Consider the following 26,037-nt stretch of genomic DNA (forward strand, 5'->3'; position numbering starts at 1 on the left):
GATGGCGCATCCGCGTCGCGCGCTCCTGATCCTCACCCAGTCGCGTCCGTGTCAGGAACAGTCCGGCGCGCGCTAGGTCAGTGCAGTCGAGCGACACCGCGCATTGCGCGACATAGCGGCGCAGCACCAGATCGGGGTCGCCGTGCAGATTGCCGTGATGCTTCATGAAGCTGAGCATCGCGCGGTTGAGGTCGCCGCCGCTCGTCTCGCTCTCCAGTACTTCTTCGTCGAGCGGGACGTCATCCTGCCCGAGCTGATGCGCGATAAGGTCCACCACCGCGCCGTTCGGCCCCGCGGCATCGCAGTGCTCGACGACCATGTCGACCGTCACCAGCGCGCCGGCGTTGACGAACGGGTTGCGTGGGATTCCCGCCTTGCGCTCCAGCTCGACGATCGAATTGAACGGGTCGCCCGACGGTTCGCGTCCCACCCGGTCGAACACCGCGTCGCCAAGCGCGCAGAGCGCTAGTTCGAGCGCGAACACCTTTGAGATGCTCTGGATCGGAAAACGCGTTGCGGTGTCGCCGCCACGCAGCACCTGTCCGTCCTTCAGCACCACCGCGATCCCCAGCGGACCCGGCGCGGCGTCCGGCTCCTTCGCATCCGCCTCGCGCTCGATCCGGGCGGCATTGGCGGTGATCTCGTCGGCTACCTCGGCGACGATGTCGGCCAGATCGCTCATGTCATGTTCCCCTCGCTGACACGTCGGAACGGGGCAGGGGCCTCGCGTATCCATCGTCCCGCCATCACCGCGGCCGTAAAGCGTGGTCGCTGTAAAAAAGCGTGAGCAGGCGTTAACATGTTGTTCGCGAGGACGGGCGTATCGCTGTCGCCCGGCCATGATCGATCTTTCCACCCTCTACGCGCTGATCATCGGCACGCTGCTGGTCAGCGCGGCGCTGACGATCTGGGAAAGTTTCGGGCGCTGGCGCCGCACCCCGCTGCTGATCTGGGCGAGCGGGTGGACGACGCTGGCGATCGGCTGCGGCATCGCGGTCGCGCGCACGCAGGTTCCCGGCATCTACGGCTGGGCGGCGAGCAACCTCCTCATCGTGACCGGTTACCTGCTGGTGCTGAACGGTGTCGCCGCGCTCGACCGCCGACGCTACTGGCGCACCTCCGTGCTGCTCGTCGCGGGCCTGGCGCTCGGCTGGAGCGTCGAGGGGGCGAGCGCGCATCTCGCTTTCTGGCAATATGGCGCAGGCTTCCCGATCATGGTGGCGAGCGCGCTGACCGTGTTTGAGCTCGTCCGCAATCGATCGCTCAGGCGGTTGCGCACGCGACCGGTCGCGATCGCGCTGCCGGCCATGCACACCGCGATCTACGCGGTGCGCGTGTTCGTCCTGCCGCTATTGGTGAGCGCCGATGGCGCCGGCATGGTCGCGCTCGCGTCCAAGGTCACGATGTACGAAGGCGTGCTCTATTCGGTCGCGATGCCGATGACGCTGATCGGGCTGGTGCGCGAGGAAGCGCAGCGCCACCTGCTCGCCGCGTCGCGGACCGATTTCCTGACCGGGCTGACCAACCGTCAGGGATTGTTCGAGGCTGCGGCACGGCTGTTGCGACACGATCGCCCCGCGACGCTGCTGGCGTTCGATCTCGACCATTTCAAGACGATCAACGACGCGCACGGTCACGCCGCCGGTGACGCGGTGCTGCAATCCTTCGCGGGCGTGATGCGCGAGCTGGCTGATCCGCGCGCCACGCTGGCGCGGCTGGGCGGGGAGGAGTTCGCGGCGCTGCTGCCCAACACCAATGTCGCCGCCGCCAGGGCGCTGGGGGAAGCGATCGCGGCGCGTTTCGCTGCCCGAACCGATCATGGCGCGGGCGTGCTGCTGTCGGCGACCGTCAGCATCGGCCTGGCGCAAAGCGGGGTCGACGGCGACGACCTCGACACCCTGCTCTCGGCCGCCGACCGCGCGCTCTACGTCGCCAAGTCGCTGGGACGTAACCGGCTGGTCAGCGCCTCACCCTTGTTCAACGGTGCCGGCATCGCCGCGCCCGCGCGGGCGACACCGCGTCGACTGGTCGCCTGAACAGGCGTCAGTCCGCCATCCGCAGCGCGACGTCGTTCATAAAGCGGACGTCGTCGCCCTTCGCCAGCCAGTCGGCCTCACCCGCGACCGCGCCCAGCATGTCGGACAGCGCATCGATCTCCGCCTTGGCGTAATTGCCCAGCACGTAGCCGCTGACGCGGTCCTTGTGCCCCGGATGCCCGATCCCCAACCGAACGCGGCGGAACTCCGGCCCCAGATGCTGGTCGATCGAGCGCAGCCCGTTATGCCCCGCCAAGCCGCCGCCGACACGGACCTTGACCTTCATCGGTGCCAGATCGAGCTCGTCGTGAAACACCGTCAGCGCGTCCACGCCAAGCTTGTAGAAGCGCATCGCCTCGCCGACGCTACGCCCGCTGTCGTTCATGAAGGTCGCAGGCTTGAGCAGCAGCACCTTTTCGCCGCCGACGCGGCCTTCCTGCAACCAGCCCTGAAACTTCTTCGCCGGCGCGGCGAAGCCGTGGACTTCGGCGATCGCGTCCAGCGCCATGAAGCCGACATTGTGCCGGTGCATCGCATATTGCGCGCCCGGATTGCCGAGCCCTACCCACAATTGCACGCCCACATTCCTTTACGTCGCGGGTCCAAACGGAAACGGGGCAGGGGAGCGTCACCGCCCGCCTGCCCCGATCCTTCACTCACCCGCGCTCACGCACGGTTGGGGAGGGGTCAACCCTCCTTCTGGTCGCCTTCGTCGGCATCGCTCTCGACGTCCGCACCGGCTTCATGCTCGGCAGCCTGCGTCTCGGCGACCTCGGCGTCGAGCGCCTCGTCCTCGGCCGTCGGCACCGTCGGCGGCACGATCGTCGCGATCGTGAAATCGCGATCGTCGATCGACGGCTCGACACCGTTCGGCAGCGTCACGTCGCTGATGTGGATCGAATCACCCACTTCGCGACCCGCCAGGCTGATCGTGATCTCGGTCGGGATGTTCGCCGCGTCGCAGGTGACCGCAACGTCATGACGAACGACGTTCAGCACGCCCCCCTTCTTCAGATATACCGACTGATCCTCATCGACGAACTGGACCGGGACCTGCACGGTCACCGTCTCGTGCGCGCTGATGCGCAGGAAGTCGACGTGCACCGGACGATCGGTAACCGGGTGGAACGTCACGTCCTTGGGCAGCGTCCGCTGACCGTTCAGCGTCACCACGGTGGTGAAGAAGTGACCCGTCATCAATGCCTTGACGAGCGCCTTCTCTTCCAGATGGATCGCGGTCGGTTCGCGGTTCTGGCCGTAGATCACGGCGGGGACGCGGCCTTCGCGACGCAGCGAACGGGAGGCTCCCTTGCCAACCCGGTCACGCGTCTCGGCTGCGAGCGTAATGGTGTCGCTCATATATCTGCTCCGAAATTCGTGTGTGTTTCCCGCCACGCCTCCAGGGATGACCATGACCGGAAGCGGCCGCGCATAGCGGCGCAGGCGCGAAAACGCAAGGTCGTCAGTATTTCACCCGCACCGCGTCGAGCTTGTACGCCTTTAACTGCTCCTGCACGCTGTTCGCGCCCGCCAGATGACCTGCGCCGACCGCGATGAAGACGGTGCCCGGCGTCCGCATCCGCTCCGCGATCCACGCCGCCCACTGCTTGTTGCGGTCGAACAGCAGCGCTTTGGCCACCTCGGGCGAGTCCTTCAGCCCTTTGTTCATCTCCAGCGCCAGCGCGTCGGGGTCGCCGCGCGACCAGTCGGCGACCATCTTGTCCATTGTCGCATTGGCGGTCGGCAGCTCGTCGATCGTGCTTTGGAGCAATTTGACCTGCGCGGGCTTGGTGAGCGAATCGAAAATGCTGAGCTGCCCCTCGAACGTTTCCAGCCCCACCACCGGCTTGTTCGCCGCCTTCGCCGCCGCCGACAAAATGCCTTCGGGTCCGTTCGCCGCGCCGTAGCCCGACTTCTGCACCGGCAGCAGCGACAGCGTCAGCGCGGCGAACCACGGCCGCATCTTCTCATAGGTCGCCGGCGGCACCTTGCCCGCCGCCATCGTCGTCACCAGCGTCCGACGATACTTCTCCGACAATTGCGTGCTGAGCGCGGGCTGGTCGGGCGCGAACGCCTTGGCCAGCACGATCTTCTGCTCGGTCGCCTGGTCGGGCTCGACCATCTCCAGCACCAGCGTGTTCGACTTGTCGAACGCGGTCTTCACCGCCTCGTCGAACCAGCTGAGCCCCGGTTTCAGCACGTGGATCGTGCCGAACAGGTAGATCGTCGTGTCGGCGTCCTTCACCACCCACAATGCGGGATCGGCGTCCTTCGTCGCGACCGCGGGCGAGGGCGCCTGTTTCGCACAGGCGGGCAGCGCCAGCAGCAGCGCCAGGGCGGAGGTCACGGACTTCATCACCACGTTCATGTAACAGGGCCTTTGCCGAAGATAGGGGGCGTGTCAGCGGTATTTGCGCCAGATCCAGACAATACCCGCGGCACTTAGCGGCGCGATGAACATCGCGACAGGATCAACCGGCGGCGCCATCCCGCCGCGCCACAGGAACCACCACACCGGCGCGCCGATCGTCAGCACGTAGAAGCCCAGCAGCGCGCCGTCGCGGTACGCCTCGCGCTCATGCTCGTCGACGACGCGGTGCCAGCGCCACGAAATGACCGGCAGCACGACGCCCCAGGCGACCACCACCAGCAGCGCGACCCACGCGGGTAGCGGCGCGCTGAGCAGCGACGGGTGCGCCTCGCCGGGCACGTCGTCGCGCAGCACCGCGAGTGCGGTGACCAGCCCGATCACCCCGCCCAGTGCACCAGACCAGAACAGCAGCCGGCGGTTGGCGCGCTCGCTCGGCCCCTTGGTTGGCGCCTTGTTCCTCACATCCGTCATTGTGCTCACCCCTTCACCCGCTGCCAGATCATCACCGCCACCCCTGCTGCGAGCGATCCCCACCATAACTGCTCGGTCATCGGCGCCAGATGCAGCGCGCGCTCAATCATCTGGAGAATGACGTGCCCGACAAAGCCGACGATCCCGACCGCTGCCCAGGCGTTGACCGTCTGCCGCCGCTGCACCTCATCGCTCTCGCGCCATCCCCACACGCCGGCACAGACAATTACCGCCAGCAACGCGACGGCAATGCCGACTACCTCGCCCGCGGGTGCTCCGTTGCGCGACGGATTGCGCATAAATCCATCGATGAACCCCGATAAGAACGGCGGCAACACCACGATCGCGACAGCCAGCACGACCAAGATCACCGCGCGGCGCACCCGCCGCCGTCCGCGCTCGCGCACCCGCGCCTCACCCCAACGCTCTTGCATCATCGCTCCCCCATTCATCACGGCTGCACCTCGACGATCACGCGCACCGAGACGTGCGGGGAGGGCAGCGCCGCCACCATCCGCCCGGCACCGGGCCATTCGACCGACAGCCAGGCGGGCGCGTGCCACGCCGTCGCCAGCCGCTTCATCCGCGCCGCGGGCGACACGCCCAGGAGCGCCAGTCCGCACACGCATCCCAGCACCAGTTGCGCGGCCCATATGGGCATACGCCTACGCTTCGCCGTCATCGAAGATCTCCTCGATCCTGAGGTCGAACAGCCGCCCGATGCGGAAGGCGAGCGGGAGCGAGGGGTCGTATTTGCCCGTCTCGATCGCGTTCACCGCCTGTCTGGACACGTCCAGCCGGCCGGCAAGCTCGGCCTGGCTCCAGTCGCGCTCCGCACGCAGCACCTTGAGACGATTTTTCATCATGTACTCATGCATCATCAGGTGCCTCCTGTCAGCATCCCCTGACCTGATGTCAGGTGACCATGACTAAATGTCAGCGAGCCGTGGCTATGTCAAGCAGCCCTGACAAAAAGTCGTGCAGAGATGACGCTGGTGCATGGTGGAGCCGTCCGCCCCTTGTTGATTCTGCGGGATCGCTGGGCCAAGGCTCCGCGCGTCATGACCGACGCCCACACCACCTGCACCGGCGGCGCGCGCCCGCTCTCGTTCCAGTCGATGATCCTGCGGCTCCACCAATATTGGTCGGATCGCGGCTGCCTCATCCTGCAACCCTATGACATGGAGATGGGCGCGGGCACGTTTCACCCCGCGACGACCTTGCGCGCGCTCGGGCCCGAGCCGTGGAACGCCGCCTTCGTCCAGCCGTGCCGCCGCCCGACCGACGGCCGCTACGGTGAGAACCCCAACCGGCTGCAGCATTATTATCAGTATCAGGTGATCCTGAAGCCCAGCCCGCCCGACCTGCAGGAACTCTACCTCGGCAGCCTGCTCGCGATCGGCGTCGATGTGACCACCCATGACATCCGCTTCGTCGAGGACGATTGGGAATCGCCGACGCTCGGTGCCTGGGGGCTCGGCTGGGAAGTGTGGTGCGACGGCATGGAGGTGACGCAGTTCACCTATTTCCAGCAAATGGGCGGGTTCGACTGCAAGCCGGTGGCGGGTGAGCTGACCTACGGGCTCGAACGCCTCGCCATGTACATCCAGGATGTCGACAACGTGTACGATCTCGCGTTCAACGACGCCGGGGTCAGTTACGGCGAGGTGTTCCTCGAGAACGAGCGCCAGATGTCGACGTGGAACTTCGAGGTCGCCGACACCGACGCGCTATTCGACGCCTTCCGCAAGCACACCGCCGAGTGCGAGAACTCGCTCAATGCCAAGCTGCCGATCGCGGCCTATGAACAGGCGATCAAGGCGAGCCACGTCTTCAACCTGTTGCAGGCGCGCGGCGTCATCTCGGTCGCCGAGCGTCAGGCGTACATGGGCCGCGTCCGCGACCTCGCGAAGGGCGCGTGCGCCGCGCAGATCGAGAAGATGACGCCCGCCTGGCAGGCACGTTATCCGGAGTGGAGCCTGTGAACCCCGCCGACCAGAACGCGACAGACTTCCTGCTCGAACTCCGCTCGGAGGAAATCCCCGCGCGGATGCAGGCGAAGGCGCGCGACGACCTGACGCGTCTGTTCGCGGCCGAACTCGCCCGCGCGGGGCTCGCCGCGTCCGGGATCGTCACCTACGCCACCCCGCGTCGCTTGGCCCTCATCGCGCGCGACCTGCCGTTGGCGACGCAAGCCGTCAGCGAGGAAGTGAAGGGGCCCAAGACCAGCGCGCCGCCGCAGGCGCTCGACGGCTTCCTGCGCAAGACCGGCCTCGCCCGCGAGCAGCTGACCGAGCGCGACGGCGTGTTCTTCGCGGTGACCGAGAAGCTCGGTCGCGCCACCGCCGACGTGCTCGCCGAAGCGATCCCGGCGATCATCCGCGCTTTCCCCTGGCCCAAATCGATGCGCTGGGGCGACGCCTCCGCCTCGACCGAGTCCCTGCGCTGGGTCCGCCCGCTGCACGGCATCGTCGCGCTGCTGGGTGAGGAGATCGTGCCGGTTACGATCGCGGGGATCGAGAGCGGCGCGGTCACCTACGGCCACCGCTTCCATCATCCGGGCCCCATCACGATCGGCTCGGCCGCCGACTATGCCGACAAGCTGCGGCTGTGCCACGTCATCGTCGACCAGGACGAGCGCGCCGCCATCATCCGCGACCGCGCCGGCGCGCTCGCTGCCGAGGCGGGCCTAGAACTCGTCCCTGACGAGGGGTTGGTGGCCGAGAACGCGGGGCTGACCGAGTGGCCCGTGCCGCTGCTCGGCCGCTTCGACGCCGCCTTCCTCGACGTGCCGCCCGAGGTGATCCAGCTCACCGCGCGCGTGAACCAGAAGTATTTCGTCTGCCGCTCGGGCGACGGGAAACTGGCGAACGCCTTCGTCTGCACCGCCAACATCGACGCGACCGACGGCGGCGCGAAGATCGTCGAAGGCAACCGCAAGGTCCTCGCCGCGCGCCTCGCCGACGCGCGCTTCTTCTACGACACCGACTTGAAGGTGCCGCTGGAGGACCAAGCGAAGAAGCTCGAGAAGATTGTCTTCCACGAGAAACTAGGCACCGTCGCGGACAAGGTAGACCGCGTCGCCAAGCTCGCGCGCTGGCTGGCAGAGGAAGGCATCGTGCCCGCGTGTGACCCCGCGATCGCCGAACGCGCGGCACGGCTCGCCAAGGCCGACCTCGTTACCGGCATGGTCGGCGAGTTTCCCGAGCTGCAGGGCCTGATGGGCGGCTATTACGCCGCCGCGCAGGGCGAGGACCCCCAGGTCGCCGAAGCAATCCGCGACCATTACAAGCCGGTCGGGCAGGGCGACGACGTGCCGACCGCTCCGGTCACCGTCGCGGTGAGTTTGGCGGACAAGCTGGATACGATCGCCAGCTTCTTCGCGATCAACGAAAAGCCGACCGGATCGAAGGATCCGTTCGCGTTGCGTCGTGCGGCGCTGGGCGTCAGCGCGACGCTGATCGCAGGCAAGGTCCGGCTGCCGCTCGCGCGCGCGCTGGAGCAGCAGGGCGCCGCGGTCGCACGCACGCTGGCAGGGCAGGCGATCGCCAAATATCCCGATGCGTTTCGCCAGTGGGAGGCGCGCTTCTGGGAGGCTCGTGATGCGGGCACGCCGTTCGTACGCAACACCGACATGAGCTACGCGTCGCCCAAGCATGACGTGCAGTTTTCAGGCGGTATCTCTGCGGTGATCGACGAATATGTCGCGGTGTTGGACGGGCCTCGACTCGACCGTGGCGCGGTGCTCGACTTCTTCGCCGACCGCCTCAAGGTCCAGCAGCGCGAGGCTGGCGTCCGCCACGATCTGATCGACGCGGTGTTCGCATTGGGCAGCGAGGACGATCTCGTCCGCCTGCTCGCCCGCGTCCGCGCGCTGCAATCGTTCGTCGGGACCGACGACGGCGCCAATCTGCTCGCCGGCTACAAGCGCGCGGCCAACATCCTGAAGAAGGAAGGCGTCGACGCGTCCGCACCGGTTGCTCATGAACCGCTGTCCTACACGCCCGAGAAGGACGAGGCCGCGCTGATCGCCGCGCTCGACGCCGCCGAGCCCGCCGCTGCGCGCGCCGTGGAAGCGGAGGATTTCGAGGCAGCGATGGCGGCGCTCGCCACGCTGCGCGCACCGATCGACGCGTTCTTTGACACCGTCACCGTCAACGACCCCGACGCGGCGAAGCGCGCCGCGCGCCTCGCCCTCCTCGCCCGCGTCCGCGCCTCGGTCCACACCGTCGCCGACTTCTCGAAGATCGAGGGATAACCCCTCCCCGCCGGGGAGAGGGGGGGCGCCCGGCACAGCCGGGTGGGCGGGTAAGGGGCAGCGGCTACCCGAGCCGCGCGCGCACGCCCCCACGCGTGAATGTCAACTTTCTCAACTTCGCAACAATCTTGCGCAGGGATCTCCCGCCCCGGACACCCGCCCCCCACTGGCCATCGCACCCATCCGGGCCTATGCCGCGTTGCAACAACAAAGCGACAGCAGGAGACGATCAGGGTGGCAAGTGCAGCGGGCGAGCAGGTGCAATATGTCTACCGCTTCGGCGGCGGCACGGCGGAAGGAAAGGTCGACCAGAAGAACCTGCTCGGCGGCAAGGGCGCCAATCTCGCCGAAATGGCCTCGATCGGCCTGCCCGTACCCCCCGGCTTCACCATCTCGACCGAAATGTGCACGCGCTACTACGAGGAAGGCGAACGCTTCCCGCAGTCGCTGCGTGACGAGGTCGCCGCCGGCATCGCTCATATCGAGCAGGTAACGGGCAAGAAGTTCGGCGACGCCGCCGACCCGCTGCTCGTCTCGGTCCGCTCGGGCGCGCGCGTCTCGATGCCCGGCATGATGGACACGGTCCTCAATCTCGGCCTCAACGACCGGACCGTCGAGGGGCTCGCCTCCGCCAGCGACGACGCGCGTTTCGCTTGGGACAGCTACCGCCGCTTCATCCAGATGTACGCTGACGTGGTGCTCGAACTCGACCACGGCGCGTTCGAGGAAGCGCTGGAGATCGCCAAGGAGGACCGCGGCTACACGCTCGACACCGAACTCAGCGCCGACGATCTCCGCGCGCTGGTCGACGAGTATAAGGGCCTCGTCGAGCAGCAATGGGGCAAGCCGTTCCCGCAGGACGAGCACGACCAGCTCTGGGGTGCTGTCGGTGCGGTGTTCGGCTCGTGGCAGTCGGACCGCGCCAAGGTCTACCGCCGCCTCAACGACATTCCTGCCGACTGGGGCACCGCGGTCAACGTGCAGGCGATGGTGTTCGGCAACATGGGCGACACGTCCGCCACCGGCGTCGCCTTCACCCGCGATCCGTCGAAGGGCGACCGCGCCTATTACGGCGAATTCCTGATCAACGCGCAGGGGGAGGACGTCGTCGCCGGCATTCGCACGCCCCAATACCTGACCAAGGCGGCGCGCGAGGAAGCCGGCGCCAAGCCCGCGTCGATGGAAGAGGCCTTGCCGGAGGTCTACACCGAGCTCGCGGGCGTGTTCGACCGGTTAGAGACGCACTATCGCGACATGCAGGACATCGAGTTCACGGTGCAGCAGGGCAAGCTCTGGATGCTCCAGACCCGCTCGGGCAAGCGTACCGCGAAAGCGGCGCTCAAGATCGCGGTCGACATGGCGAACGAGGGGCTGATCACGCGCGAGGAAGCCGTCGCGCGCGTCGATCCGCAGGCGCTCGACCAGTTGCTCCACCCGACGCTCGATCCGCAGGCCACGCGCGACGTGCTGACCAAGGGACTGCCAGCTTCTCCCGGCGCTGCGTCCGGCGAGGCCGTGTTCGACGCCGACACCGCCGAGCGCCACGCGGGTGAGGGTAAGTCGGTGATCCTGATCCGCACCGAGACCAGCCCCGAAGACATCCACGGCATGCACGCCGCGAAGGGCATCCTGACCGCGCGCGGCGGGATGACCAGCCACGCCGCCGTCGTCGCGCGCGGCATGGGGCGTCCCTGCGTCTCGGGCGCGGGCTCGATCTCGATCGACGCCAAGGCCAAGGTGATGCGGGTAGCCGGACGCGAGGTGAAGGAAGGCGACACCGTCACGATCGACGGCTCGACCGGTGAGGTGATGGCGGGCGCGGTCGCGACGATCCAGCCCGAGCTGGCGGGCGATTTCGGCACGCTGATGGAATGGGCCGACGAGGTCCGCCGTTTGAAGGTGCGCGCTAACGCCGAGACTCCCGCCGACTGCCAGGTCGCGCGCGACTTCGGTGCGGAAGGCGTCGGGCTTTGCCGCACCGAGCATATGTTCTTCGAGGCCACGCGCATCACGGCGGTGCGACAGATGATCCTCGCCGAGGACGAGGCAGGACGCCGCGCCGCGCTCGATCGGCTGCTGCCCGAGCAGCGCAGCGACTTCGCCGCGATCTTCGAGGTGATGGCCGGGCTGCCGGTGACCGTTCGGCTGCTCGACCCGCCGCTGCATGAATTCCTGCCGCACGAGGAAGCCGAATTCGCCGAGGTCGCGTCCGCGGCCGGTATCGCGGTCGACCAGCTCAAGCGCCGCGCCGCCGAGCTGCACGAGTTCAACCCGATGCTGGGTCATCGTGGCTGTCGCTTGGGCGTGACCTACCCTGAAATTTACGAGATGCAGGCGCGCGCGATCTTCGAAGCGGCGATTGATGTGGCCGAGAAGTCGGGCGAGGCGCCGATCCCGGAAGTCATGATCCCGCTCGTCGCCACCAAGCGCGAGCTCGATCTGATGAAGTCGGTGGTCGACCAGGCAGCCAAGGCGGTGTTTGCCGAGCGCGGACGCGAGATCGACTATCTCGTCGGCACGATGATCGAGCTGCCACGCGCGGCGCTCAAGGCAGGCGAGATCGCGGAAACGGGCGAGTTCTTCTCGTTCGGCACTAATGACCTAACGCAGACGACGCTGGGCGTCAGCCGCGATGACGCCGCACGTTTCCTGGGCGCCTATGTCGAGAAGGGCATCTACGCCAAGGACCCGTTCGTCAGCCTCGACGTAGAAGGGGTTGGCGAACTCGTGCGGCTGGCGGCGGAGCGCGGTCGCGCAACGCGTGGCGACATCAAGCTCGGCATCTGCGGCGAGCATGGCGGCGATCCGGCATCGATCGCCTTTTGCGAGGAAGTCGGGCTCGATTATGTGTCGGCGTCGCCGTACCGCGTGCCGATCGCGCGGCTGGCGGCGGCGCAGGCGGCGTTGAAGGCGCGCTGATACAAAAGACCGCCGGGGCATGGCGCTCCGGCGGTCTCGCTTCGTTCAGCGATCAGAGCGGACGACGATCCTCGTCCCGTATTACGCTGCCATCGCGAACCACCGTCTCGTCGCGATACGCTGGCTCGGCACGTGAAGCGGCGTGCGGTGCGACCGTCGCCGCGGTCACCGGCGCGGCGTTCGCCAGCCGGCTGTTCTCGCGCTCCAGCTCGTTGATGCGCGCTTCCTGCGCCTTGCGCGTTTCTGCGTGGCTGTTGCGCTCGTCGGCGTAGCGCTGCTTCCACTTCTTGCCGCCGGGATGGCTCGCCAACCCGAACAGCCATCCCGCGATCAGTGCAACGACCAGCGCGATATATTGCGTGGTGGTGGTGAACAGCATCTCGTGTCTCCTGTTACGCAAGCATAACGAGAGCTGGGGAGTGCTGTTCCGTCGATCAGTTCGTTGTGGGACCGTGGACGAACGAGTCGCTGATCGAGCACGCCGCCGGACCGAGAATGACGACGAACAAGACGGGCAGAATGAAGAGGATCAGCGGGACCGTCATGATCGCGGGCAGCCTTGCGGCTTTCTCCTCCGCGCGCATCATGCGCTCGTTGCGAAATTCGGCGGACAGCACGCGCAGCGCGCTGGCGAGCGGGGTGCCGTACTTCTCCGTCTGGATCATGGTTGTCACCACGCCCTTGACCGCGTCGAGCGCGACGCGCTTGGACAGGTTCTCGAACGCCTGACGCCGGTCGGTCAGGAAGCCGAGCTCGATCGCGGTCAGTGCATATTCCTCGCCTAGCTCGGGATAGGCCTTGCCGAGTTCCTTGGCGACGCGGTGAAATGCCGCGTCGACGGTCAGGCCTGCCTCTGCACAGATGACAAGCAAGTCGAGCGCGTCCGGCAGGCCCTTGCGAATCGCATCCGAGCGTTTGGTAATCAGGTTCTTCAAATAGATGTCGGGCGCCTTGTAGCTGAGGATCAGCGTACCCGCGACCAGCGCGTACCGCTTGAGCGGACCCCAGGTCGGGAACATGTCGAGACCGTAGACCCACAATGCCACCAGCCCGCCGAGGATGATCGGCAGCGCGACGCGACCGAAGATCACGACAAAGGCGAGGTCCTTGTTGCGGATGCCGGCCTGAAGCAGTTTCTGCTGCGCGGCGCGTACCTGGCTGTCCTGCAGCATCTTGAAGCTGGAGAGCAGGTCGCGGAGCTTGTCCGCCGTCTCGCTCTTCTGCACCAGCTTCGCGCGCCGCTTCGACGTGCTGGCGGTGATGCCCGCCTTCAGCTGTTCGCGCCGTTCGTTGAGCGCCTTGACGCGCTTCGCCATCGGGTCGCGTACGCTGAGCGCGGCGTAGATCGCGAAAGCGACGGCGGACGCCGCGACGCCCGACAGGATCGTCGCGACCCACAGGACGTCGACACCGAGGAGGGTGGGGCCGGATGCAGGTGCCATCAGATTTCGAAGCTCACCATCTTGGCCATGATAAAGGCACCCATGCTCATCCACAGCAGGCCACCGATGCCGATGACGATCAGGCGCGGGTCGACGAAGAATTTCGTCATATATGCCCCGTTGATTGTCCAGAGCAGGATGAAGACGATGAACGGCAACGCGCCGATAATATAGGCGGAGGCCTTCGATTCGGACGACATCGCCCTGATCTTCAGCTTCATCTGCATACGCGACCGCAGCACGCTCGCGAGGTTCTGCAGTGTTTCGGCCAGGTTGCCGCCGGTCTCTCGCTGTATCGCGATCGTGATGACGAAAAACTGGAACTCAGGCGTGCCCAGGCGATCAGCCGTTTCTTGCAGCGCGACCTCCATCGACCGGCCGATCTTCATCTTGTCGCTGACCGAGCGGAATTCCTCGCCGACCGGCCCCTCGACCTCGCTGCCGACGACCGACATCGTTTCGCTGATCGGCAGGCCCGAGCGCAGCCCGCGCACGAGCAATTCGATCGCGTCAGGGAACTTTGCCGTGAACTTGGCGACGCGTTTCTTGATCGCGCGGCTGACCAGCATGTGCGGCAGACCCGCACCGATCGCGAGGCCGACGAACAGCGCGAGCAGAAGCGGAAGGCCGCGCAGCGCGAGGATCAGAGTGACCACGATCGCGAGCGCCAGCGTCACCATGCCGTACTGCCCGACCGTCCACGTCTTGCCGGTCATGTTCAACCGTTTCTGCAACTCCGCGGTATTGGGCAGCAGGCGCATCGCGGCCTTGTCGGCCTTGGTCTGGTTGCGGCCGGTGATGCGCCGCATCTGCGCTTCCATCGCCCCTTCGGCTGAGGTGGAGTGGCGTTCACGTACTGCGGCCAGACGCCGGTTGGTCGCTTTCTGTGCCGATGGTCCGGCAAAGGCGAACAGGATCATGCCCAGCGTGACGAGCCCGCCGATCGCGATGAACATCAATGGCAGCATGGTTCGCCCCTTCTCCGCACGCGCGCCTTGACCGCCTCAGTTCGCGGCCGACTTGGCGGACGGCTTCTTGCCCGCATCCTTTTTGGCGACGAGGCCCTTCAGATTGGTGAACTTGCCCAGCAGCGACCCGCCCTTCGCCGCCGGACTGGCTGGATTGCCTTCTTCGTCGGTGATGGCGAGCAGCGCGGCGAGTTCGATCAATGGCTGGACCGTCTTCGAAGTCTTGCCCGCCTCGGCGAGCGGTTTCCCTAGTTTGGCGGCCTGGGCGGCGAGTTTCTGATCGAACGGCACGATCAGGTCGATCTTGCGCTCGATCGATCCTTCGAAGTCCTTGCGCGTGATCTCCAGCGCGGTGCCTGGATGGACGCGGTTCGCCACCACCGTCACCTGCACCTGCGGCGCGTTGCTGCGCAGCCACGACAGCAGCCGGATCGTGTCGCGCGCCGACGCGAGCGTCAGTTCGGTCACGATCACCGCGCTGTTCACGTCGTTGACGAGGTGCGGGTGCTGGACCAGCATCATGCGCGGCAGGTCGGTGACCGTGCACTCGAACGCGCCGCGCATTTCCTCCTGCAATTGGTAGAAAGCGGCGCCGTCGGTCATCACCGGCTGGCTGATCGGTGCCTCGGCAGAGAGTACCGACAGATTCTCTGACGCCTTCACCATCGCGCGCTCGATGAACAATCCGTCGATCCGGCTCGGGTTCTCGATCGCGTCGGTCAGGCCGCGTCCTGGCTCCAGATCGAGCGCCAGCGCGCCGGTGCCGAAATGGACGTCCAAATCGAGCAGCGCGGTCGAGCGGCGTTCCTTGTCGCTCAGCAGCCACGCGAGCGAGGTTGCGATCGTCGACGCGCCTGCACCACCGCGCGTGCCGATCACCGCGATCGCGCAATGCGGTCGCACGTTGGTCGCGTCGGTAATCTTCGGCGCGTTGATGATCGCCTGCGCCTGCGCGAACGAATCGCGCAGCATGTCGGCGGAGAAGGGTTTGAGCAGATAATCCTGGATGCCCGAGGCGAGGAGATCGCGGTACAGGCGAACGTCATTCACCTGTCCGGCCGCGATCACGACGGTGCCGGGCTCGCACACTTCTGCCAGCCCGTTGATGTCGCTCAACGGGTCGCCCGACCCGGTCAGGTCGACGAACAGGACGTGCGGGCTGGTCGACACCGACAAGGTCTGCACCGCGTTGCGCAGGCCGCCTTGGTGGACGTTGTCCGACGACCAGCCCATCTCCGACGCGATCGGCCGGATCGCGTCAGCGGAAGCTTCGTCGCTGGCGAAGGCGAGGAACGGGAGGCGGTTGGCGACGCCGCCGACTTTCCAGGGCGCGTTCACTTCTTTCCTCCGATGGTCTCTGCGCGGACCCAAGTGCCGCCCTCTCCGGTCGGCTTGGCGTCGCGCAGCGTGTTGATCGCGCGCGTGCCCGTCGCCGCGTCATAGGCGCCGTTGCCCGGTGCGCCACGGACGAGGTCGGCAGGGTTCGCCACCATCGCCGCCAGATTGGTGTTGGTCGCACAGCCGTAGTTCGAGCCGGTATGCGCGTTGAAGTTGGGATCGTTCATGCGCGACCAGTCGGCGCAGCCGGGCACCGATGCGCGCGAACGGCTGACGACGATGCGGACCGTGCCCGGCGTCACGGGCGAGCCCGTCACCGGCGCCTCGTCTGACAGGAGCAAGCCATAGCGCGCCGCGATCTGCGCCACGTCGCTTCGCGTCGCGCGGGTGGCGCCGTACGGATCGTCGAGCGCGATCGTGTCGCCGTAGCCGATCCGCAGCGTGTCCATCCAGCCGGTGACGCGTCGCGCCTCGTCCGGGCCGATGCCGTCGGGGCCGCTTTGTACGTCGAGCGCATAGTCGGCGCGGCTGACGACCGGCTGGTGAACCGACTCGAGCCCGCGATTGGCCGTACCGCAACCGGCGAGCGGCGCTGCCGCGACGGCGGCGAGAAGAAAAAGGCGCTTGGTCATGAGGATGATCCCTGTGCGTTCGGTCGCGCGCGTCAGTTGATGGAGAAGCCGGGCGTCGGGGCAGGCCCCATCTTCGCGGGCAGTCGGCCATTCTTGCGGTCGGCCGCCTCGCGAACCGGGGCAGCAGCCGCCGGTTGCGGCAGCGACTGGCCAATGCGCGGTGTCGCAGCAGCGCCGATCGCGGGGGAAGGAGCGGGGCCGACCTGCATCGTCGGCCGGGGTCGCTCCGCGCCGCTCTGCCCGTCGGTCAGCTGGCCGAGCAGCACGCGCTGCAGATCGGTCGGTGCCTTGTAGCCATCGGTCGGCAGCGCGATGTCGGTGCCGTTCACCGGTTTCACCAAATACGGCGTGATGATGATGACGAGTTCGGTCTCGTTGCGCTGGAACGCGTTGGAGCGGAACAGCGCGCCCAGAACGGGTACGTCGCCGACCCCCGGCGTCTTGTCGAACGTGTTGGCATGCGTGTTGGACATCAGCCCGGCGATCATGAAGCTCTGCCCCGACCCCAGTTCCACCGTCGTTTCCGCTCGGCGGGTGGTGAGCGCAGGGACGCGCGAGTTGCCGACCGCGACCGCGTTGGCGTAGTCGAGGTTCGAGACCTCCGGGCGGACGCGCAGCGAGATGCGACCATCGGACAGCACGGTCGGCGTGTAGGCCAGGCTGACGCCGAATTCCTTGTACTCGACCGAGACGGCGCCCAGCCCTTGCGAGATCGGGATCGGGATTTCGCCGCCCGCCAGGAAGGTGCCGGTCTCGCCCGACAACGCGGTCAGGTTCGGATTGGCGAGCGTCGTCACCTGTCCGTTCTGTTCGCCCAGATCGATCGCGGAGAGCAGGTTGAGCCCGAAGACCTTGGTCAGCGCACCGATCGTCGAGCGGATGTTGTTGGCGGTGCCGATGTTCGTTCCAAGCGTCGACACGACCTTGATCGAGGTCGGGTCGATCGATCCGTTGGGCAGGTAGGTGATCGAGGTCGGATCGATCGCGAAACCGCTGACATTGCCGGCGTTCACGCCCAGCGGCAGGCCGGGCCGCGTGTTGATCGTCGTCGCCGCGCCGCGCCCCGAACCGATGCCGAAGCGGAAGCCGCCCGTGCTGTCGATCGTGGAAATGTTGCTGCCGATGTTCTTCAGGAAGGTGCGGTTCACCTCGGCGAACTTGACCTGCAAATTGACCTGCAGCGGTGTCGCGGTGCGCAGGCGGCTGAGCACCTTGGTGTTCTCACCCACGAAGGCGGCGACCAGCTTCTCGGCCTCCGCGCCATCCTCCGGTCCGCGCACTGTGCCGGTCAGCAGCACGAGGCCGTTCATTGGCGTCGCGGTGATCTGCGACTCGGGCATGGCGAGGTTGAGCATCGACTGGATCGAGTCGAAGTTGTTGCCGACGCGGATGGTCGCGGCATAGACCACCGCTCCACCCTTCGCGGTTGCCGACACCGTCGTCTCGCCCGGCTTCTTGCCAAAGACGTAGAGCTGGGTGGGTGAGCGGACCTGAACGTCGGCGATGTCGGACGAGGCGACGAACAGGTCGCTCATCGGACGCGACAGCGTGATCAGGCGGCCGCGACCGGTCGACAGCTGGATGGTGCCGCCGTTGACGGCTGCGACACCGGACTGCGCGGGCGCGGTGGCCGGCGTCGCGGCCACGGCCGCACTCGCCAGGGCGAGCGCCAGCGGCCAGCCGAGCGGCTTAGACGAGAAACGCATGATCACTTTCCTCCGACCGGAGCTTCGGTCACGGTGTTGCCGCGGGCGATCCGAACGACCGGTCCGCTCGGCGCTGCCGGCGATCCCGCCACGGGTGCGCCGCCCTGGTAAGCTGGTGCCGCCATCGACGGCGCGGGTGCGGCACCCATGCCCGTCATCGGCTTGCCGGGAACGGTGCGGCGCTGGAACCGCGAGATGTCGGCGCCGGTCATGAAGCTGCCCGCGCCCGACTGCGGCATGCTGGCCGCCTGGGCGAGCACCGCCTTCTCGTTCTTGCCGTCGCCGACGCTGATCTGACCCGAGGCGATCGCCTCCTCCAGCTGCCCCGCATTGTCGGCGATCGAGCGCAGCGACAGCGACAGATTGCCCAGCGTCTGCGCCAGCTCGATCTGCTCGGCGATCTTGGGCGTCGCCTCGACCGTGACCGTGGAGAAGGTCTTGACGACGGTGTTGCCCTTGTCGTCCTTCTCGTTGCTCGTGCTCTGATCGGTGGCGAGGACGCGCAGGTTGCGAATCACCGTCTCGCTGGTCTTCAGCGGGGGGCCATCGCCGCCGCCCTCGACCGACTGCGTCAGGATCAGGTCGATGTGATCGCCCGGAAAGACGAAGCCCGCGACCGAGGTCTGCGCCGACACCGGCACCGTCACCGCGCGCATCCCTGCGCCGAGTGCGGCGGCCAGGAAACCGCGATCGCCGGGCTTTACCAGCGCGCCCTGCGTCACCGGCTGCCCCGCCGTGATCGGCAGGCGGACCACTGTCCCGAGCAGCTTGCTCATGTCGGTATCCGCTTTCTTGTAGTAAGCGTTCTCGACCAGTTCCTTCGGCCACGGCTGGAACTTCAGTGCGGTCGCATCCAGGATGGTGCCGACCGGCAACGCACGGGTCGCAACCAGCACCTCGGGTCCGTCGACGACGACGGGCGCGGGCATCGCGACCGCGGCGGCGGTGGGTGCGGCACTGCCCGCCATCAGCGTGCGCGCCATAAAGGCGGTGATCGCCGCCACGAACAGCGCGCCGACCAGCAGAACCACCTTGCGACTATCCATCTTGCTTCTTGCCCCCTGTTCCTAGCACGATGCCGGAACGGCCGATTCGATCGGCCTGCATGATTACGTAAATTGGTTAACGAGCGGTTCGCGCAGCGCGAGCAGCCCGGCGAGTGCGATGGCGACGCCGTACGGGATCTCGATCGCGCCCTCGCGGCGCAGCAGTTTGTGATCGAGCAGGAACACGATCGTCAGCGCGCCGCCCGCGATCGACATCACAATCAGCATGTTCATGACGTTCATCGGCGTCAGCCACAGCGCGAGCGCGCCGATCAGCTTCACGTCGCCGCCGCCCATCTGCCCAAGCGCGAACGCGCCGCAGAACAGGGCGAAGACGAACAGCGCGACGCCCAGCTGGATCGCTATCATCGGCCACGGATCGAGCCCGATCGCGAACCACCAGACGGGTGCGAGCAGCGCGATCGCCGCATTCTTCCAATTGGCGATCTCGCGGGTGCGCGCGTCCTCTACGCCGGCGGAGACCAGCAGAACGCCCAGACACGCGGGCAATGCCCAGGAAAGAATACCCAATTCCATGCAATCGGTGGCTAGACGATATGCCTTAGGAAACCGTAACCACGCCGGCAGATGAGCCGCCATGCCGCCTTTCGCCGCGCCATCCCCGCGGACGCGTGCGTGTCCACCTGGCACGCCGCCGACGGCTGGACGATCCGCCGCTTCGACTGGTCGGCGGCGGGAAAGCGGGGTTCGATCCTGTTTCAGACCGGGCGCGGCGACGTGTTCGAGAAATATCTGGAGGCGTTCGCGCATTGGCACGAGGCGGGCTGGTCGGTCAGCGCTTTCGACTGGCGCGGGCAGGGTGGGTCGGGTCGTCTTAGCGCCGACCGAAATGTCGGGCACGCCGACGACTTCGCGCCGTGGATCGCCGACCTGTCCGACTTCTGGCGTAGCTGGATCGCCGAGCGGAACGGCCCGCACGTCGTCGTCGGCCACTCGATGGGCGGATTTCTCGTGCTCCGCGCACTGGTCGACCGCGTGATCGAGGCGGACGCGGCGGTGCTGGTCGCGCCGATGCTGGGCCTGCGCTCACCCGTTGGCGCAAGGATCGGCGGGTGGCTGGCCGCGCTGATGCGGCGTGCCGGCAATCCGGCGCGCGCGGCGTGGAAGGGGCATGAGAAGCCGGGTGCACGGGTCGATCGGCAGTCGATCCTGACCGCGGACGCCGACCGCTACTCGGACGAGGCTTGGTGGTACGCGCAGTCGCCCGAGCTGCGGCTCGGCCCGCCGTCCTGGGCATGGCTCGCGGAAGCGTTCGCGGGCACGCAGGCGCTGCGGCGCGATCCGGCGCTGGTGCGCATGACGACGCCCACGCTGATGCTGCTTGCCGAGCACGACGCGCTGGTCGACGCGCGCGCCGCGGCGGCGATCGGTGCGCGTCTGCACGACGCGACGGTGATCCGCTTCGGCGCGGAGGCGGCACACGAACTGCTGCGGGAGGCCGATCCGGTACGCGACCGCGCGCTGGCAGCGATCGATGCGTTCCTGGCCGAGCGGACACAAACGTGAACTACGACATCGCGATCGTCGGCGCCGGCATCGCGGGCGCGAGCCTCGCCGCCGCGATCGGTGGGCGCGCGCGCGTGCTGCTGCTCGAGGCGGAGGATCAGCCGGGTTATCACGCGACCGGGCGATCGGCGGCGTTCTGGTCGGAGACCTACGGCGGTCCAGCGATCCAGCCGCTGACCACCGCGTCGGGTCCGGCGCTGCGCGATGGCGGGTTTCTGGAGCCGCTCGGATCGCTTCACATCGGACGCGACGCCGACGCGGCCGCCATCGACGCGTTCGTGGCCGAATTCGCGAACACGTCGGTCGTGCTGGAGCCGGTCGATCCCGCCGGCCTCGTGCCGGGGCTCAGGTCCGGGTGGCGGCTCGGCGTGATGGAGCCGTCATGCGCTTATATCGACGTAGCGGCCTATCACGCCGATCGGCTGCGCACGGCGCGTAGCGGCGGCGCGGTGATCGAGACGAACGCTCGGCTGGCGTCGGCCGAGCGATCCGGTGGCCGTTGGCAGATCACGACTGGCGATGGGCGGGTTTTCACCGCCGAGGTATTGGTCGACGCGGGCGGTGCCTGGGCAGACGCGGTGGCATGCGCCGCGGGGGTGCAGCCGATCGGCGTACAGGCCTATCGCCGCACGATGGTGCAGTTGCTGACCGACCCTGCACCGCCATCCGCGCTGCCGCATGTCGCCGATATTTCGGGCCGCTTCTACTTTAAGCCCGAGGCGGGCGGGCGATTGTGGCTCAGCCCGCATGACGAGACGCCGGTCGACGCGCATGACGTGCAACCGGAGGAAATGGACGTAGCCGTCGCGATCGACCGGTTCGAGAAGGTGGTCGACTGGCAGGTCGCCAAGGTGGAGCGGACCTGGGCGGGGTTGCGGACGTTCGCGCCCGACCGCACACCGGTCTACGGCTTCGACGCGCATGTACCCGGATTCTTCTGGTTCGCAGGTCAGGGCGGCTTCGGTATCCAAACCGCGCCGGCGGCGGCGCAGCTCGCCGCGGCGCTGCTGGTCGATGGTGAGATGCCCGCGGGCGTCGACGCCGACCGCTACGCCGCGACGCGCTTCGCGCGGCCCTAAGCCTGCTCGCGTTCGGCGAGTAACGCCGTCTTCGGTCGCGCACGCATCGCAACCACCAGCACGCCGAGAAGCGCGAGCGCGGCGCCCGTGACCATGCGGCGATCGAGGTGATCGCCGGTCAGCGCGACGCCGAACGCGATCGTGGCGAGCGGGGTCATCAGCGTCAGCGGCGCGAGCAGGTTCGCCTCGTAGCGACGGATCAGCGCGTAATAACTGGTGTGCGCCGCGACCGAGACGACGAGTGCCGCGAACAACACCGCGGCGACGAACGGCCAGCCGACCGCCGCCGCGCTCGCCCATTGCCGATGCTCGAACAGCGCCGATCCGAGCGCCAGCGGCAGGCACGAGACGAGGCCGACCCATGCCTGAAAGCGCAAGGGCGCGACATCCTCGACCTGTTTCATCATCACCGCACCCAGCGACCCTGCGAACGCTGCCCCGACGATGAACCACAGCCCCGTCGACAGCGCGACCCCTTCGGGATTCCACACGACCAGCACCACGCCCGCGAGCGTCAGCGCGATGCCGATCCCGCGGCGCAGGTGGATGCGCTCGCTCAGGATGACGATCGACAGCAACGTCGTGAACGGCACGCCGATCTGGATCACGATCGCGGCTGACGAGGGCGAGGCGGTCTGCAATCCGATGAACAGCAGTGCGAAATTGCCCGCGCCCATCAGCAGGCCGATGATGGCGACGCGCAGCCTGGGGCGCGGCATCGGCAGCAGCCACGGCAGGGTCGCGAGCACGACGACCGCGAAGCGCACCGCGGCGAAGAACAGCGGCGGTACGTGCCACGTGCCGACCACGATCTTGCTGAGCACGTTGCTGTAGCCCCAGGCGAGGCAGACCAGCAGCAGGATCAGGAAGTCGCGCGCGCGCACCGGGAGTGACCGGTCAGGCGGCCGCGCGGGGCCGCTTACCCGCGGCGATCGCGGCGTCGCTGGCGAGCTTGTCGACGCGTTCGTTGTCGGGGTGGCCGGCGTGGCCCTTGACCCACTTCCACTCAATGCGATGCGGCTTGGCGGCGGCAAGCAGCGCCTGCCACAATTCGGCGTTCTTGACCGGCTTCTTGTCGGCGGTGCGCCAGCCGTTCTTCTGCCAGCCGTGGATCCACTTGGTCAGCCCGTCCATGACGTAGCGGCTGTCGGTCGACAGCTGAACGCGGCACGGACGCTTGAGCGCCTTCAGCCCCTCGATTGCTGCGGTCAGTTCCATGCGGTTGTTGGTCGTCGGGTTCTCGCCCCCCGACAGTTCCTTTTCGGTCTCGCCCATGCGTAGCAGCGCGCCCCAGCCGCCGGGTCCGGGGTTGCCCTTGCACGCGCCATCGGTGGCGATCTCGACGAGCTGAAGTTCTGTCGCGTCAGTGGTCATGCTTGGTGCTTTATCGTGTCCGGCAGGAGGTCGGGCGCGTAATGCGCGAGGCGGCGCAGATAGGCGAGCGGGTCCTTGCGCGTCACCAGTGCATCCGCGGGGGTGTTGAGCCAGTCCCATGCGCGGCTGAGCGCGAAGCGCAGGCACGCACCCGCGGCTAGCGTCGGAAAGGCGTCGCGCTCCGCGGCGGACAGGGGAAAGTGGCGCTCGTACCCGGCGAATAGGGTATCCCCGATCGCGGCATCGTGGTGCATGCCGGTGGCGTCGAAGCTCCACGCGCTGTGCGTGATCGCCAGATCGAGCACGCGAATGTCGGTGCACGCGAAGTAGAAGTCGATCAGCCCCGATACCTGGTCGCCACGCATCAGCACGTTATCGGGGAACAGGTCGGCGTGGATCGCGCAGGTGTCCAACGTCCGCGCGGGCCAGTGCGACTGCACATGATCGAGCGCGCGGTCGAGCGTGTCATGCAAACCGGGCGCGATCTGGTCGAGGCTGCGGCCGCAGCGGTCGAACAGCGGACGCCACGTATCGATTCCCATCGTATTCGGGCGCGTCAGCGTAAAATCGGCGACCGCGCGGTGCATCTGCCCGAGCGCGTCGCCCGCGGCGAGCGCCTGCGCGGGGGTCGGGTGCGACAGCGACACGCCGGGCAGGAAGCGGATCAGGCAGGCGGGGCGGCCTTCCAACTGCTGGATCGCCGTCCCCGCACGATCGGTGATGGCGGGCGGCACCGGCAAGCTCTTGGCGGCGAGATGATCGAGCAGCGCCATGAAGAAGGGCAGGTCGTCGGCGGCGACGCGCTTTTCGTAGAGCGTGAGGATGAAACGGTCGCGCGTCGTGTCGACAAGGTAGTTGGAATTCTCCACTCCTTCGGCAATCCCCTTGGCGGAGACGAGGTCGCCGACGTCGTAGCGCGACAGGAAGCGAGACAATGCCTCGGCGGAGACGTGCGTGTAGACGGCCATGCTCAATCTCCCGCGCGAAAGGTCACAAAAGTCACGGCCCGACGCAGGTGCGCGCGCCCGCCCGCGCGCCCGCGATCACGAAGCCGTGTGGGCACGGTTCGCGTGTAGGACAGCGCACTCAGGCGGCGGCGTCGAGCCCGCGCGGTAGCTTGAACGCGATCGACTCGCGCGTCGTCTCGACCTCGCGCTCGATCACGTCGAAGCGGGTGGCGAGCCGGTCAACGAGTTCGCGCACCAGCAGTTCGGGTGCCGACGCACCCGCGGTGATGCCAAGCGTGCCCACGCCGTCGAGGAACGCCCAGTCGAGTTCGGCCGCGCGCTGGATCAGCGCGGCGCGAACGCCCTGCCGCTCGGCCACCTCGACCAGCCGTACCGAGTTGGACGAATTGGGCGCGCCGATCACCAGCACCGCATCGCACGAATCCGCGATCGCCTTGACCGCCGCCTGCCGGTTCGAAGTCGCGTAGCAGATGTCCTCGCCGCGCGGCGCGTCGATGCTGGGATAGCGCGCGTGAAGCGCCGCCACGATCGCGGCAGTGTCGTCGACCGACAGCGTCGTTTGCGTCAGAAACGCGACATTCGCCGGGTCGGGCAGGTCGAGCGCGGCGACATCCTCGACCGTCTCTACCAACGTCATCGCGCCCGCGGGCACCTGTCCGAAGGTGCCGATCACTTCCGGGTGGCCGGCGTGGCCGACGAACACAATGTGGCGGCCGGCCGCGACCAGCCGCTCGGCCTGGCGGTGGACCTTGGAGACGAGCGGACAGGTCGCGTCGAGGTAGCTCAGACCCCGGTCCTGCGCCTCGGCGGGTACCGATTTGGGCACGCCGTGCGCGGAAAAGACGACGTTGGCGTCGTCGGGCACCTCGTCCAGTTCCTCGACAAAGATCGCGCCCTTTGCCTTCAGCGCGTCGACCACAAACTTGTTGTGGACGATTTCATGCCGGACGTAGACGGGCGCACCGTGCTTCTCGAGCGCCAGCTCGACGATGCGGATCGCGCGGTCGACCCCGGCGCAGAAGCCGCGCGGCGCGGCGATCATCAGCTCCAGCGGGCGGCGCTTGGAGGCGGCAGGGTCGGCAATGTCGGACATGCCCGCGCATGTACGCCAATGCTTGCTCCGGTGAAAGCCGGTTCCTATGGTGCGCGGCGTTCGGGGCCGGCTTCTCGTCAAAGGAAGCGGTCCCGTCGCGTATTCGCTTCTTGTACCAGGAATGCCGCCCGTGTCGCACCGCTCGAACCTCCTGCCGCTCGCCATGCTCCTCGCCGCAGGTGGATCGCTGGCCGGCTGCGCCAAGTCGGGTGAGATCGACGTAAGCGGCGGGGCGGCGGGGATCACCTCGGTCCGCTCGGCCTGCCCGATCGTCGGCGTGCCCGCGGGCACGGGCGACGTAACCGTGTTCAACCCCGCCACGAGCACCGACGCGAGCGCGATCGACGTGGTCGCGACGATCAGCAACGTGCGCTCGACCTGCAACGATGCGGGCGACGACATCCAGACCACCGTCACCTTCGACGTGCGCGCGCGCCGGACGCAGACCGCTGCCGCGCGTGACGTGACGCTGCCGTATTTCATCGCGATCACCCGCGGCGGCACGTCCGTCGTGTCGAAGCGTGTCGGCGGCGTCGCGCTCCACTGGGACGCGGGACAGGGTGTCGCGACCGCGAACGAGCAGGCGACCACCGTCGTGTCGCGCGCGCTGGCGACCGTGCCGCAGGAAATCCGCGACAAGCTGACGCGCAAGCGCAAGGCGGGCGACGAGGACGCGGCGCTCGACCCGCTCGCGCAGCCCGAGGTGCGCAGTGCGGTGCTGTCGGCCACCTTCGAGGCGCTGGTCGGGTTCCAGCTGACGCAGGACCAGTTGCGCTACAACGCGACGCGCTGAGGCGGCCTGCGCATTC

27 protein-coding genes are annotated in these 26,037 nt (G+C 67.5%); 7 read left to right on the forward strand and 20 right to left on the reverse strand.

Annotated features, from left to right (window positions below; genetic code table 11):
- On the reverse strand, window positions 1–682 hold a 682-nt coding region (locus QZ847_RS14870), incomplete at its 3' end, for a glutaminase (protein ID WP_294357882.1).
- A 157-nt stretch (window positions 683–839) separates the two neighbouring features.
- On the opposite strand from QZ847_RS14870, the gene QZ847_RS14875 reads away from it, so the two are divergent.
- The gene (locus QZ847_RS14875) at window positions 840–2,036 is read left to right on the forward strand and encodes a diguanylate cyclase (protein WP_294357883.1); all 1,197 of its coding nucleotides are present in this window, start codon (window positions 840–842) and stop codon (window positions 2,034–2,036) included.
- A 7-nt stretch (window positions 2,037–2,043) separates the two neighbouring features.
- Here the strand turns inward: QZ847_RS14875 and pth are convergent, their stop codons facing one another.
- The 7 genes from pth to QZ847_RS14910 form a co-directional block, all read right to left on the reverse strand.
- On the reverse strand, window positions 2,044–2,613 hold the full coding sequence (gene pth / locus QZ847_RS14880) for an aminoacyl-tRNA hydrolase (RefSeq protein WP_294191242.1): 570 nt from the start codon (window positions 2,611–2,613) through the stop codon (window positions 2,044–2,046).
- A gap of 110 nt (window positions 2,614–2,723) precedes the next feature.
- Window positions 2,724–3,395: a 50S ribosomal protein L25/general stress protein Ctc gene (locus QZ847_RS14885; protein ID WP_294191241.1), complete on the reverse strand. Its 672-nt coding sequence runs from the start codon at window positions 3,393–3,395 to the stop codon at window positions 2,724–2,726.
- A gap of 103 nt (window positions 3,396–3,498) precedes the next feature.
- Window positions 3,499–4,392: a TraB/GumN family protein gene (locus tag QZ847_RS14890; protein ID WP_294357886.1), complete on the reverse strand. Its 894-nt coding sequence runs from the start codon at window positions 4,390–4,392 to the stop codon at window positions 3,499–3,501.
- 45 nt (window positions 4,393–4,437) lie between these two features.
- Window positions 4,438–4,878, reverse strand: a complete 441-nt coding sequence (locus QZ847_RS14895) for a hypothetical protein (RefSeq protein ID WP_294357889.1) — start codon at window positions 4,876–4,878, stop codon at window positions 4,438–4,440.
- 5 nt (window positions 4,879–4,883) lie between these two features.
- Window positions 4,884–5,315 carry a hypothetical protein gene (locus tag QZ847_RS14900; protein ID WP_294191238.1) on the reverse strand — a complete coding sequence of 144 codons (432 nt, stop codon included), beginning with the start codon at window positions 5,313–5,315 and terminating at the stop codon, window positions 4,884–4,886.
- Window positions 5,316–5,329: 14 nt separating this feature from the next.
- On the reverse strand, window positions 5,330–5,560 hold the full coding sequence (locus QZ847_RS14905) for a hypothetical protein (protein ID WP_294357893.1): 231 nt from the start codon (window positions 5,558–5,560) through the stop codon (window positions 5,330–5,332).
- A complete protein-coding gene (locus QZ847_RS14910; protein ID WP_026325773.1) occupies window positions 5,544–5,741 on the reverse strand; it encodes a helix-turn-helix transcriptional regulator in 198 nt (65 codons plus the stop codon). Before QZ847_RS14910 ends, QZ847_RS14905 begins: the two co-directional genes overlap by 17 nt.
- 255 nt (window positions 5,742–5,996) lie before the next feature.
- Here QZ847_RS14910 and QZ847_RS14915 point away from each other — a divergent pair, with 255 nt between their 5' ends.
- From QZ847_RS14915 to ppdK, 3 genes are all read left to right on the forward strand, one after another.
- The gene (locus QZ847_RS14915) at window positions 5,997–6,863 is read left to right on the forward strand and encodes a glycine--tRNA ligase subunit alpha (RefSeq protein WP_366930205.1); all 867 of its coding nucleotides are present in this window, start codon (window positions 5,997–5,999) and stop codon (window positions 6,861–6,863) included.
- Window positions 6,851–9,136, forward strand: coding sequence for a glycine--tRNA ligase subunit beta (gene glyS / locus QZ847_RS14920; protein ID WP_294357899.1), 2,286 nt, complete (start codon window positions 6,851–6,853; stop codon window positions 9,134–9,136). The genes QZ847_RS14915 and glyS overlap by 13 nt, the downstream gene beginning before the upstream one ends.
- Before the next feature lie 234 nt (window positions 9,137–9,370).
- Window positions 9,371–12,055, forward strand: a complete 2,685-nt coding sequence (ppdK, locus tag QZ847_RS14925; protein WP_294357902.1) for a pyruvate, phosphate dikinase — start codon at window positions 9,371–9,373, stop codon at window positions 12,053–12,055.
- 52 nt (window positions 12,056–12,107) lie between these two features.
- Here the strand turns inward: ppdK and QZ847_RS14930 are convergent, their stop codons facing one another.
- The 8 genes from QZ847_RS14930 to QZ847_RS14965 all read right to left on the reverse strand — a co-directional run bounded on the left by QZ847_RS14930 (window position 12,108) and on the right by QZ847_RS14965 (window position 19,724).
- Window positions 12,108–12,434, reverse strand: coding sequence for a hypothetical protein (locus tag QZ847_RS14930; protein ID WP_294357904.1), 327 nt, complete (start codon window positions 12,432–12,434; stop codon window positions 12,108–12,110).
- Between the two features lie 55 nt (window positions 12,435–12,489).
- Entirely contained in the window at window positions 12,490–13,497 is a 1,008-nt protein-coding gene (locus tag QZ847_RS14935) for a type II secretion system F family protein (RefSeq protein ID WP_294357906.1), read from the reverse strand.
- Entirely contained in the window at window positions 13,497–14,465 is a 969-nt protein-coding gene (locus tag QZ847_RS14940; protein WP_294357909.1) for a type II secretion system F family protein, read from the reverse strand. Before QZ847_RS14940 ends, QZ847_RS14935 begins: the two co-directional genes overlap by 1 nt.
- A 36-nt stretch (window positions 14,466–14,501) precedes the next feature.
- On the reverse strand, window positions 14,502–15,803 hold the full coding sequence (locus QZ847_RS14945; protein ID WP_294357911.1) for a pilus assembly protein CpaE: 1,302 nt from the start codon (window positions 15,801–15,803) through the stop codon (window positions 14,502–14,504).
- Entirely contained in the window at window positions 15,800–16,435 is a 636-nt protein-coding gene (locus QZ847_RS14950; RefSeq protein ID WP_294357914.1) for a CpaD family pilus assembly protein, read from the reverse strand. Before QZ847_RS14950 ends, QZ847_RS14945 begins: the two co-directional genes overlap by 4 nt.
- 32 nt (window positions 16,436–16,467) lie before the next feature.
- The gene (locus tag QZ847_RS14955; protein ID WP_294357916.1) at window positions 16,468–18,141 is read right to left on the reverse strand and encodes a type II and III secretion system protein family protein; all 1,674 of its coding nucleotides are present in this window, start codon (window positions 18,139–18,141) and stop codon (window positions 16,468–16,470) included.
- A gap of 2 nt (window positions 18,142–18,143) precedes the next feature.
- Window positions 18,144–19,187: a Flp pilus assembly protein CpaB gene (gene cpaB, locus QZ847_RS14960; protein ID WP_294357919.1), complete on the reverse strand. Its 1,044-nt coding sequence runs from the start codon at window positions 19,185–19,187 to the stop codon at window positions 18,144–18,146.
- A 63-nt stretch (window positions 19,188–19,250) separates the two neighbouring features.
- On the reverse strand, window positions 19,251–19,724 hold the full coding sequence (locus QZ847_RS14965; RefSeq protein ID WP_294357921.1) for a prepilin peptidase: 474 nt from the start codon (window positions 19,722–19,724) through the stop codon (window positions 19,251–19,253).
- 51 nt (window positions 19,725–19,775) lie between these two features.
- On the opposite strand from QZ847_RS14965, the gene QZ847_RS14970 reads away from it, so the two are divergent.
- Together QZ847_RS14970 and QZ847_RS14975 are read left to right on the forward strand one after the other, a co-directional pair.
- Window positions 19,776–20,714 carry an alpha/beta hydrolase gene (locus QZ847_RS14970; RefSeq protein WP_294357924.1) on the forward strand — a complete coding sequence of 313 codons (939 nt, stop codon included), beginning with the start codon at window positions 19,776–19,778 and terminating at the stop codon, window positions 20,712–20,714.
- Window positions 20,711–21,793, forward strand: a complete 1,083-nt coding sequence (locus tag QZ847_RS14975; RefSeq protein WP_294357929.1) for an FAD-dependent oxidoreductase — start codon at window positions 20,711–20,713, stop codon at window positions 21,791–21,793. The genes QZ847_RS14970 and QZ847_RS14975 overlap by 4 nt, the downstream gene beginning before the upstream one ends.
- Here the strand turns inward: QZ847_RS14975 and QZ847_RS14980 are convergent.
- From QZ847_RS14980 to ispH, 4 genes are all read right to left on the reverse strand, one after another.
- A complete protein-coding gene (locus QZ847_RS14980; RefSeq protein ID WP_294357932.1) occupies window positions 21,790–22,677 on the reverse strand; it encodes a DMT family transporter in 888 nt (295 codons plus the stop codon). The genes QZ847_RS14975 and QZ847_RS14980 overlap by 4 nt on opposite strands.
- A 13-nt stretch (window positions 22,678–22,690) precedes the next feature.
- The gene (gene rnhA / locus QZ847_RS14985) at window positions 22,691–23,167 is read right to left on the reverse strand and encodes a ribonuclease HI (protein WP_294357934.1); all 477 of its coding nucleotides are present in this window, start codon (window positions 23,165–23,167) and stop codon (window positions 22,691–22,693) included.
- Window positions 23,164–24,135, reverse strand: a complete 972-nt coding sequence (gene thrB / locus QZ847_RS14990; RefSeq protein WP_294357937.1) for a homoserine kinase — start codon at window positions 24,133–24,135, stop codon at window positions 23,164–23,166. Before thrB ends, rnhA begins: the two co-directional genes overlap by 4 nt.
- Before the next feature lie 118 nt (window positions 24,136–24,253).
- Window positions 24,254–25,228 carry a 4-hydroxy-3-methylbut-2-enyl diphosphate reductase gene (ispH, locus tag QZ847_RS14995; protein ID WP_294357940.1) on the reverse strand — a complete coding sequence of 325 codons (975 nt, stop codon included), beginning with the start codon at window positions 25,226–25,228 and terminating at the stop codon, window positions 24,254–24,256.
- Window positions 25,229–25,349: 121 nt separating this feature from the next.
- Here ispH and QZ847_RS15000 point away from each other — a divergent pair, with 121 nt between their 5' ends.
- Window positions 25,350–26,021, forward strand: coding sequence for a hypothetical protein (locus QZ847_RS15000; RefSeq protein ID WP_294357944.1), 672 nt, complete (start codon window positions 25,350–25,352; stop codon window positions 26,019–26,021).
- Window positions 26,022–26,037 lie beyond the last annotated feature (16 nt).

It is taken from the genome of uncultured Sphingomonas sp., assembly GCF_913778135.1.
Lineage (GTDB): Bacteria > Pseudomonadota > Alphaproteobacteria > Sphingomonadales > Sphingomonadaceae > Sphingomonas.

Excerpts from the sequence above, each read along its gene's own strand:
- QZ847_RS14895 (WP_294357889.1), bottom strand. The coding sequence starts at position 4,878 with ATGACGGATGTGAGGAACAAGGCGCCAACCAAGGGGCCGAGCGAGCGC.
- QZ847_RS15000 (WP_294357944.1), top strand. The coding sequence starts at position 25,350 with ATGCCGCCCGTGTCGCACCGCTCGAACCTCCTGCCGCTCGCCATGCTC.
- QZ847_RS14905 (WP_294357893.1), bottom strand. The coding sequence starts at position 5,560 with ATGACGGCGAAGCGTAGGCGTATGCCCATATGGGCCGCGCAACTGGTG.
- QZ847_RS14900 (WP_294191238.1), bottom strand. The coding sequence starts at position 5,315 with ATGATGCAAGAGCGTTGGGGTGAGGCGCGGGTGCGCGAGCGCGGACGG.
- QZ847_RS14915 (WP_366930205.1), top strand. The coding sequence starts at position 5,997 with ATGATCCTGCGGCTCCACCAATATTGGTCGGATCGCGGCTGCCTCATC.
- QZ847_RS14890 (WP_294357886.1), bottom strand. The coding sequence starts at position 4,392 with ATGAAGTCCGTGACCTCCGCCCTGGCGCTGCTGCTGGCGCTGCCCGCC.
- QZ847_RS14935 (WP_294357906.1), bottom strand. The coding sequence starts at position 13,497 with ATGGCACCTGCATCCGGCCCCACCCTCCTCGGTGTCGACGTCCTGTGG.
- QZ847_RS14955 (WP_294357916.1), bottom strand. The coding sequence starts at position 18,141 with ATGCGTTTCTCGTCTAAGCCGCTCGGCTGGCCGCTGGCGCTCGCCCTG.
- QZ847_RS14970 (WP_294357924.1), top strand. The coding sequence starts at position 19,776 with ATGAGCCGCCATGCCGCCTTTCGCCGCGCCATCCCCGCGGACGCGTGC.
- QZ847_RS14930 (WP_294357904.1), bottom strand. The coding sequence starts at position 12,434 with ATGCTGTTCACCACCACCACGCAATATATCGCGCTGGTCGTTGCACTG.
- cpaB (WP_294357919.1), bottom strand. The coding sequence starts at position 19,187 with ATGGATAGTCGCAAGGTGGTTCTGCTGGTCGGCGCGCTGTTCGTGGCG.
- rnhA (WP_294357934.1), bottom strand. The coding sequence starts at position 23,167 with ATGACCACTGACGCGACAGAACTTCAGCTCGTCGAGATCGCCACCGAT.
- QZ847_RS14950 (WP_294357914.1), bottom strand. The coding sequence starts at position 16,435 with ATGACCAAGCGCCTTTTTCTTCTCGCCGCCGTCGCGGCAGCGCCGCTC.
- QZ847_RS14910 (WP_026325773.1), bottom strand. The coding sequence starts at position 5,741 with ATGAAAAATCGTCTCAAGGTGCTGCGTGCGGAGCGCGACTGGAGCCAG.
- QZ847_RS14885 (WP_294191241.1), bottom strand. The coding sequence starts at position 3,395 with ATGAGCGACACCATTACGCTCGCAGCCGAGACGCGTGACCGGGTTGGC.
- QZ847_RS14875 (WP_294357883.1), top strand. The coding sequence starts at position 840 with ATGATCGATCTTTCCACCCTCTACGCGCTGATCATCGGCACGCTGCTG.
- QZ847_RS14965 (WP_294357921.1), bottom strand. The coding sequence starts at position 19,724 with ATGGAATTGGGTATTCTTTCCTGGGCATTGCCCGCGTGTCTGGGCGTT.
- QZ847_RS14940 (WP_294357909.1), bottom strand. The coding sequence starts at position 14,465 with ATGCTGCCATTGATGTTCATCGCGATCGGCGGGCTCGTCACGCTGGGC.
- thrB (WP_294357937.1), bottom strand. The coding sequence starts at position 24,135 with ATGGCCGTCTACACGCACGTCTCCGCCGAGGCATTGTCTCGCTTCCTG.
- ispH (WP_294357940.1), bottom strand. The coding sequence starts at position 25,228 with ATGTCCGACATTGCCGACCCTGCCGCCTCCAAGCGCCGCCCGCTGGAG.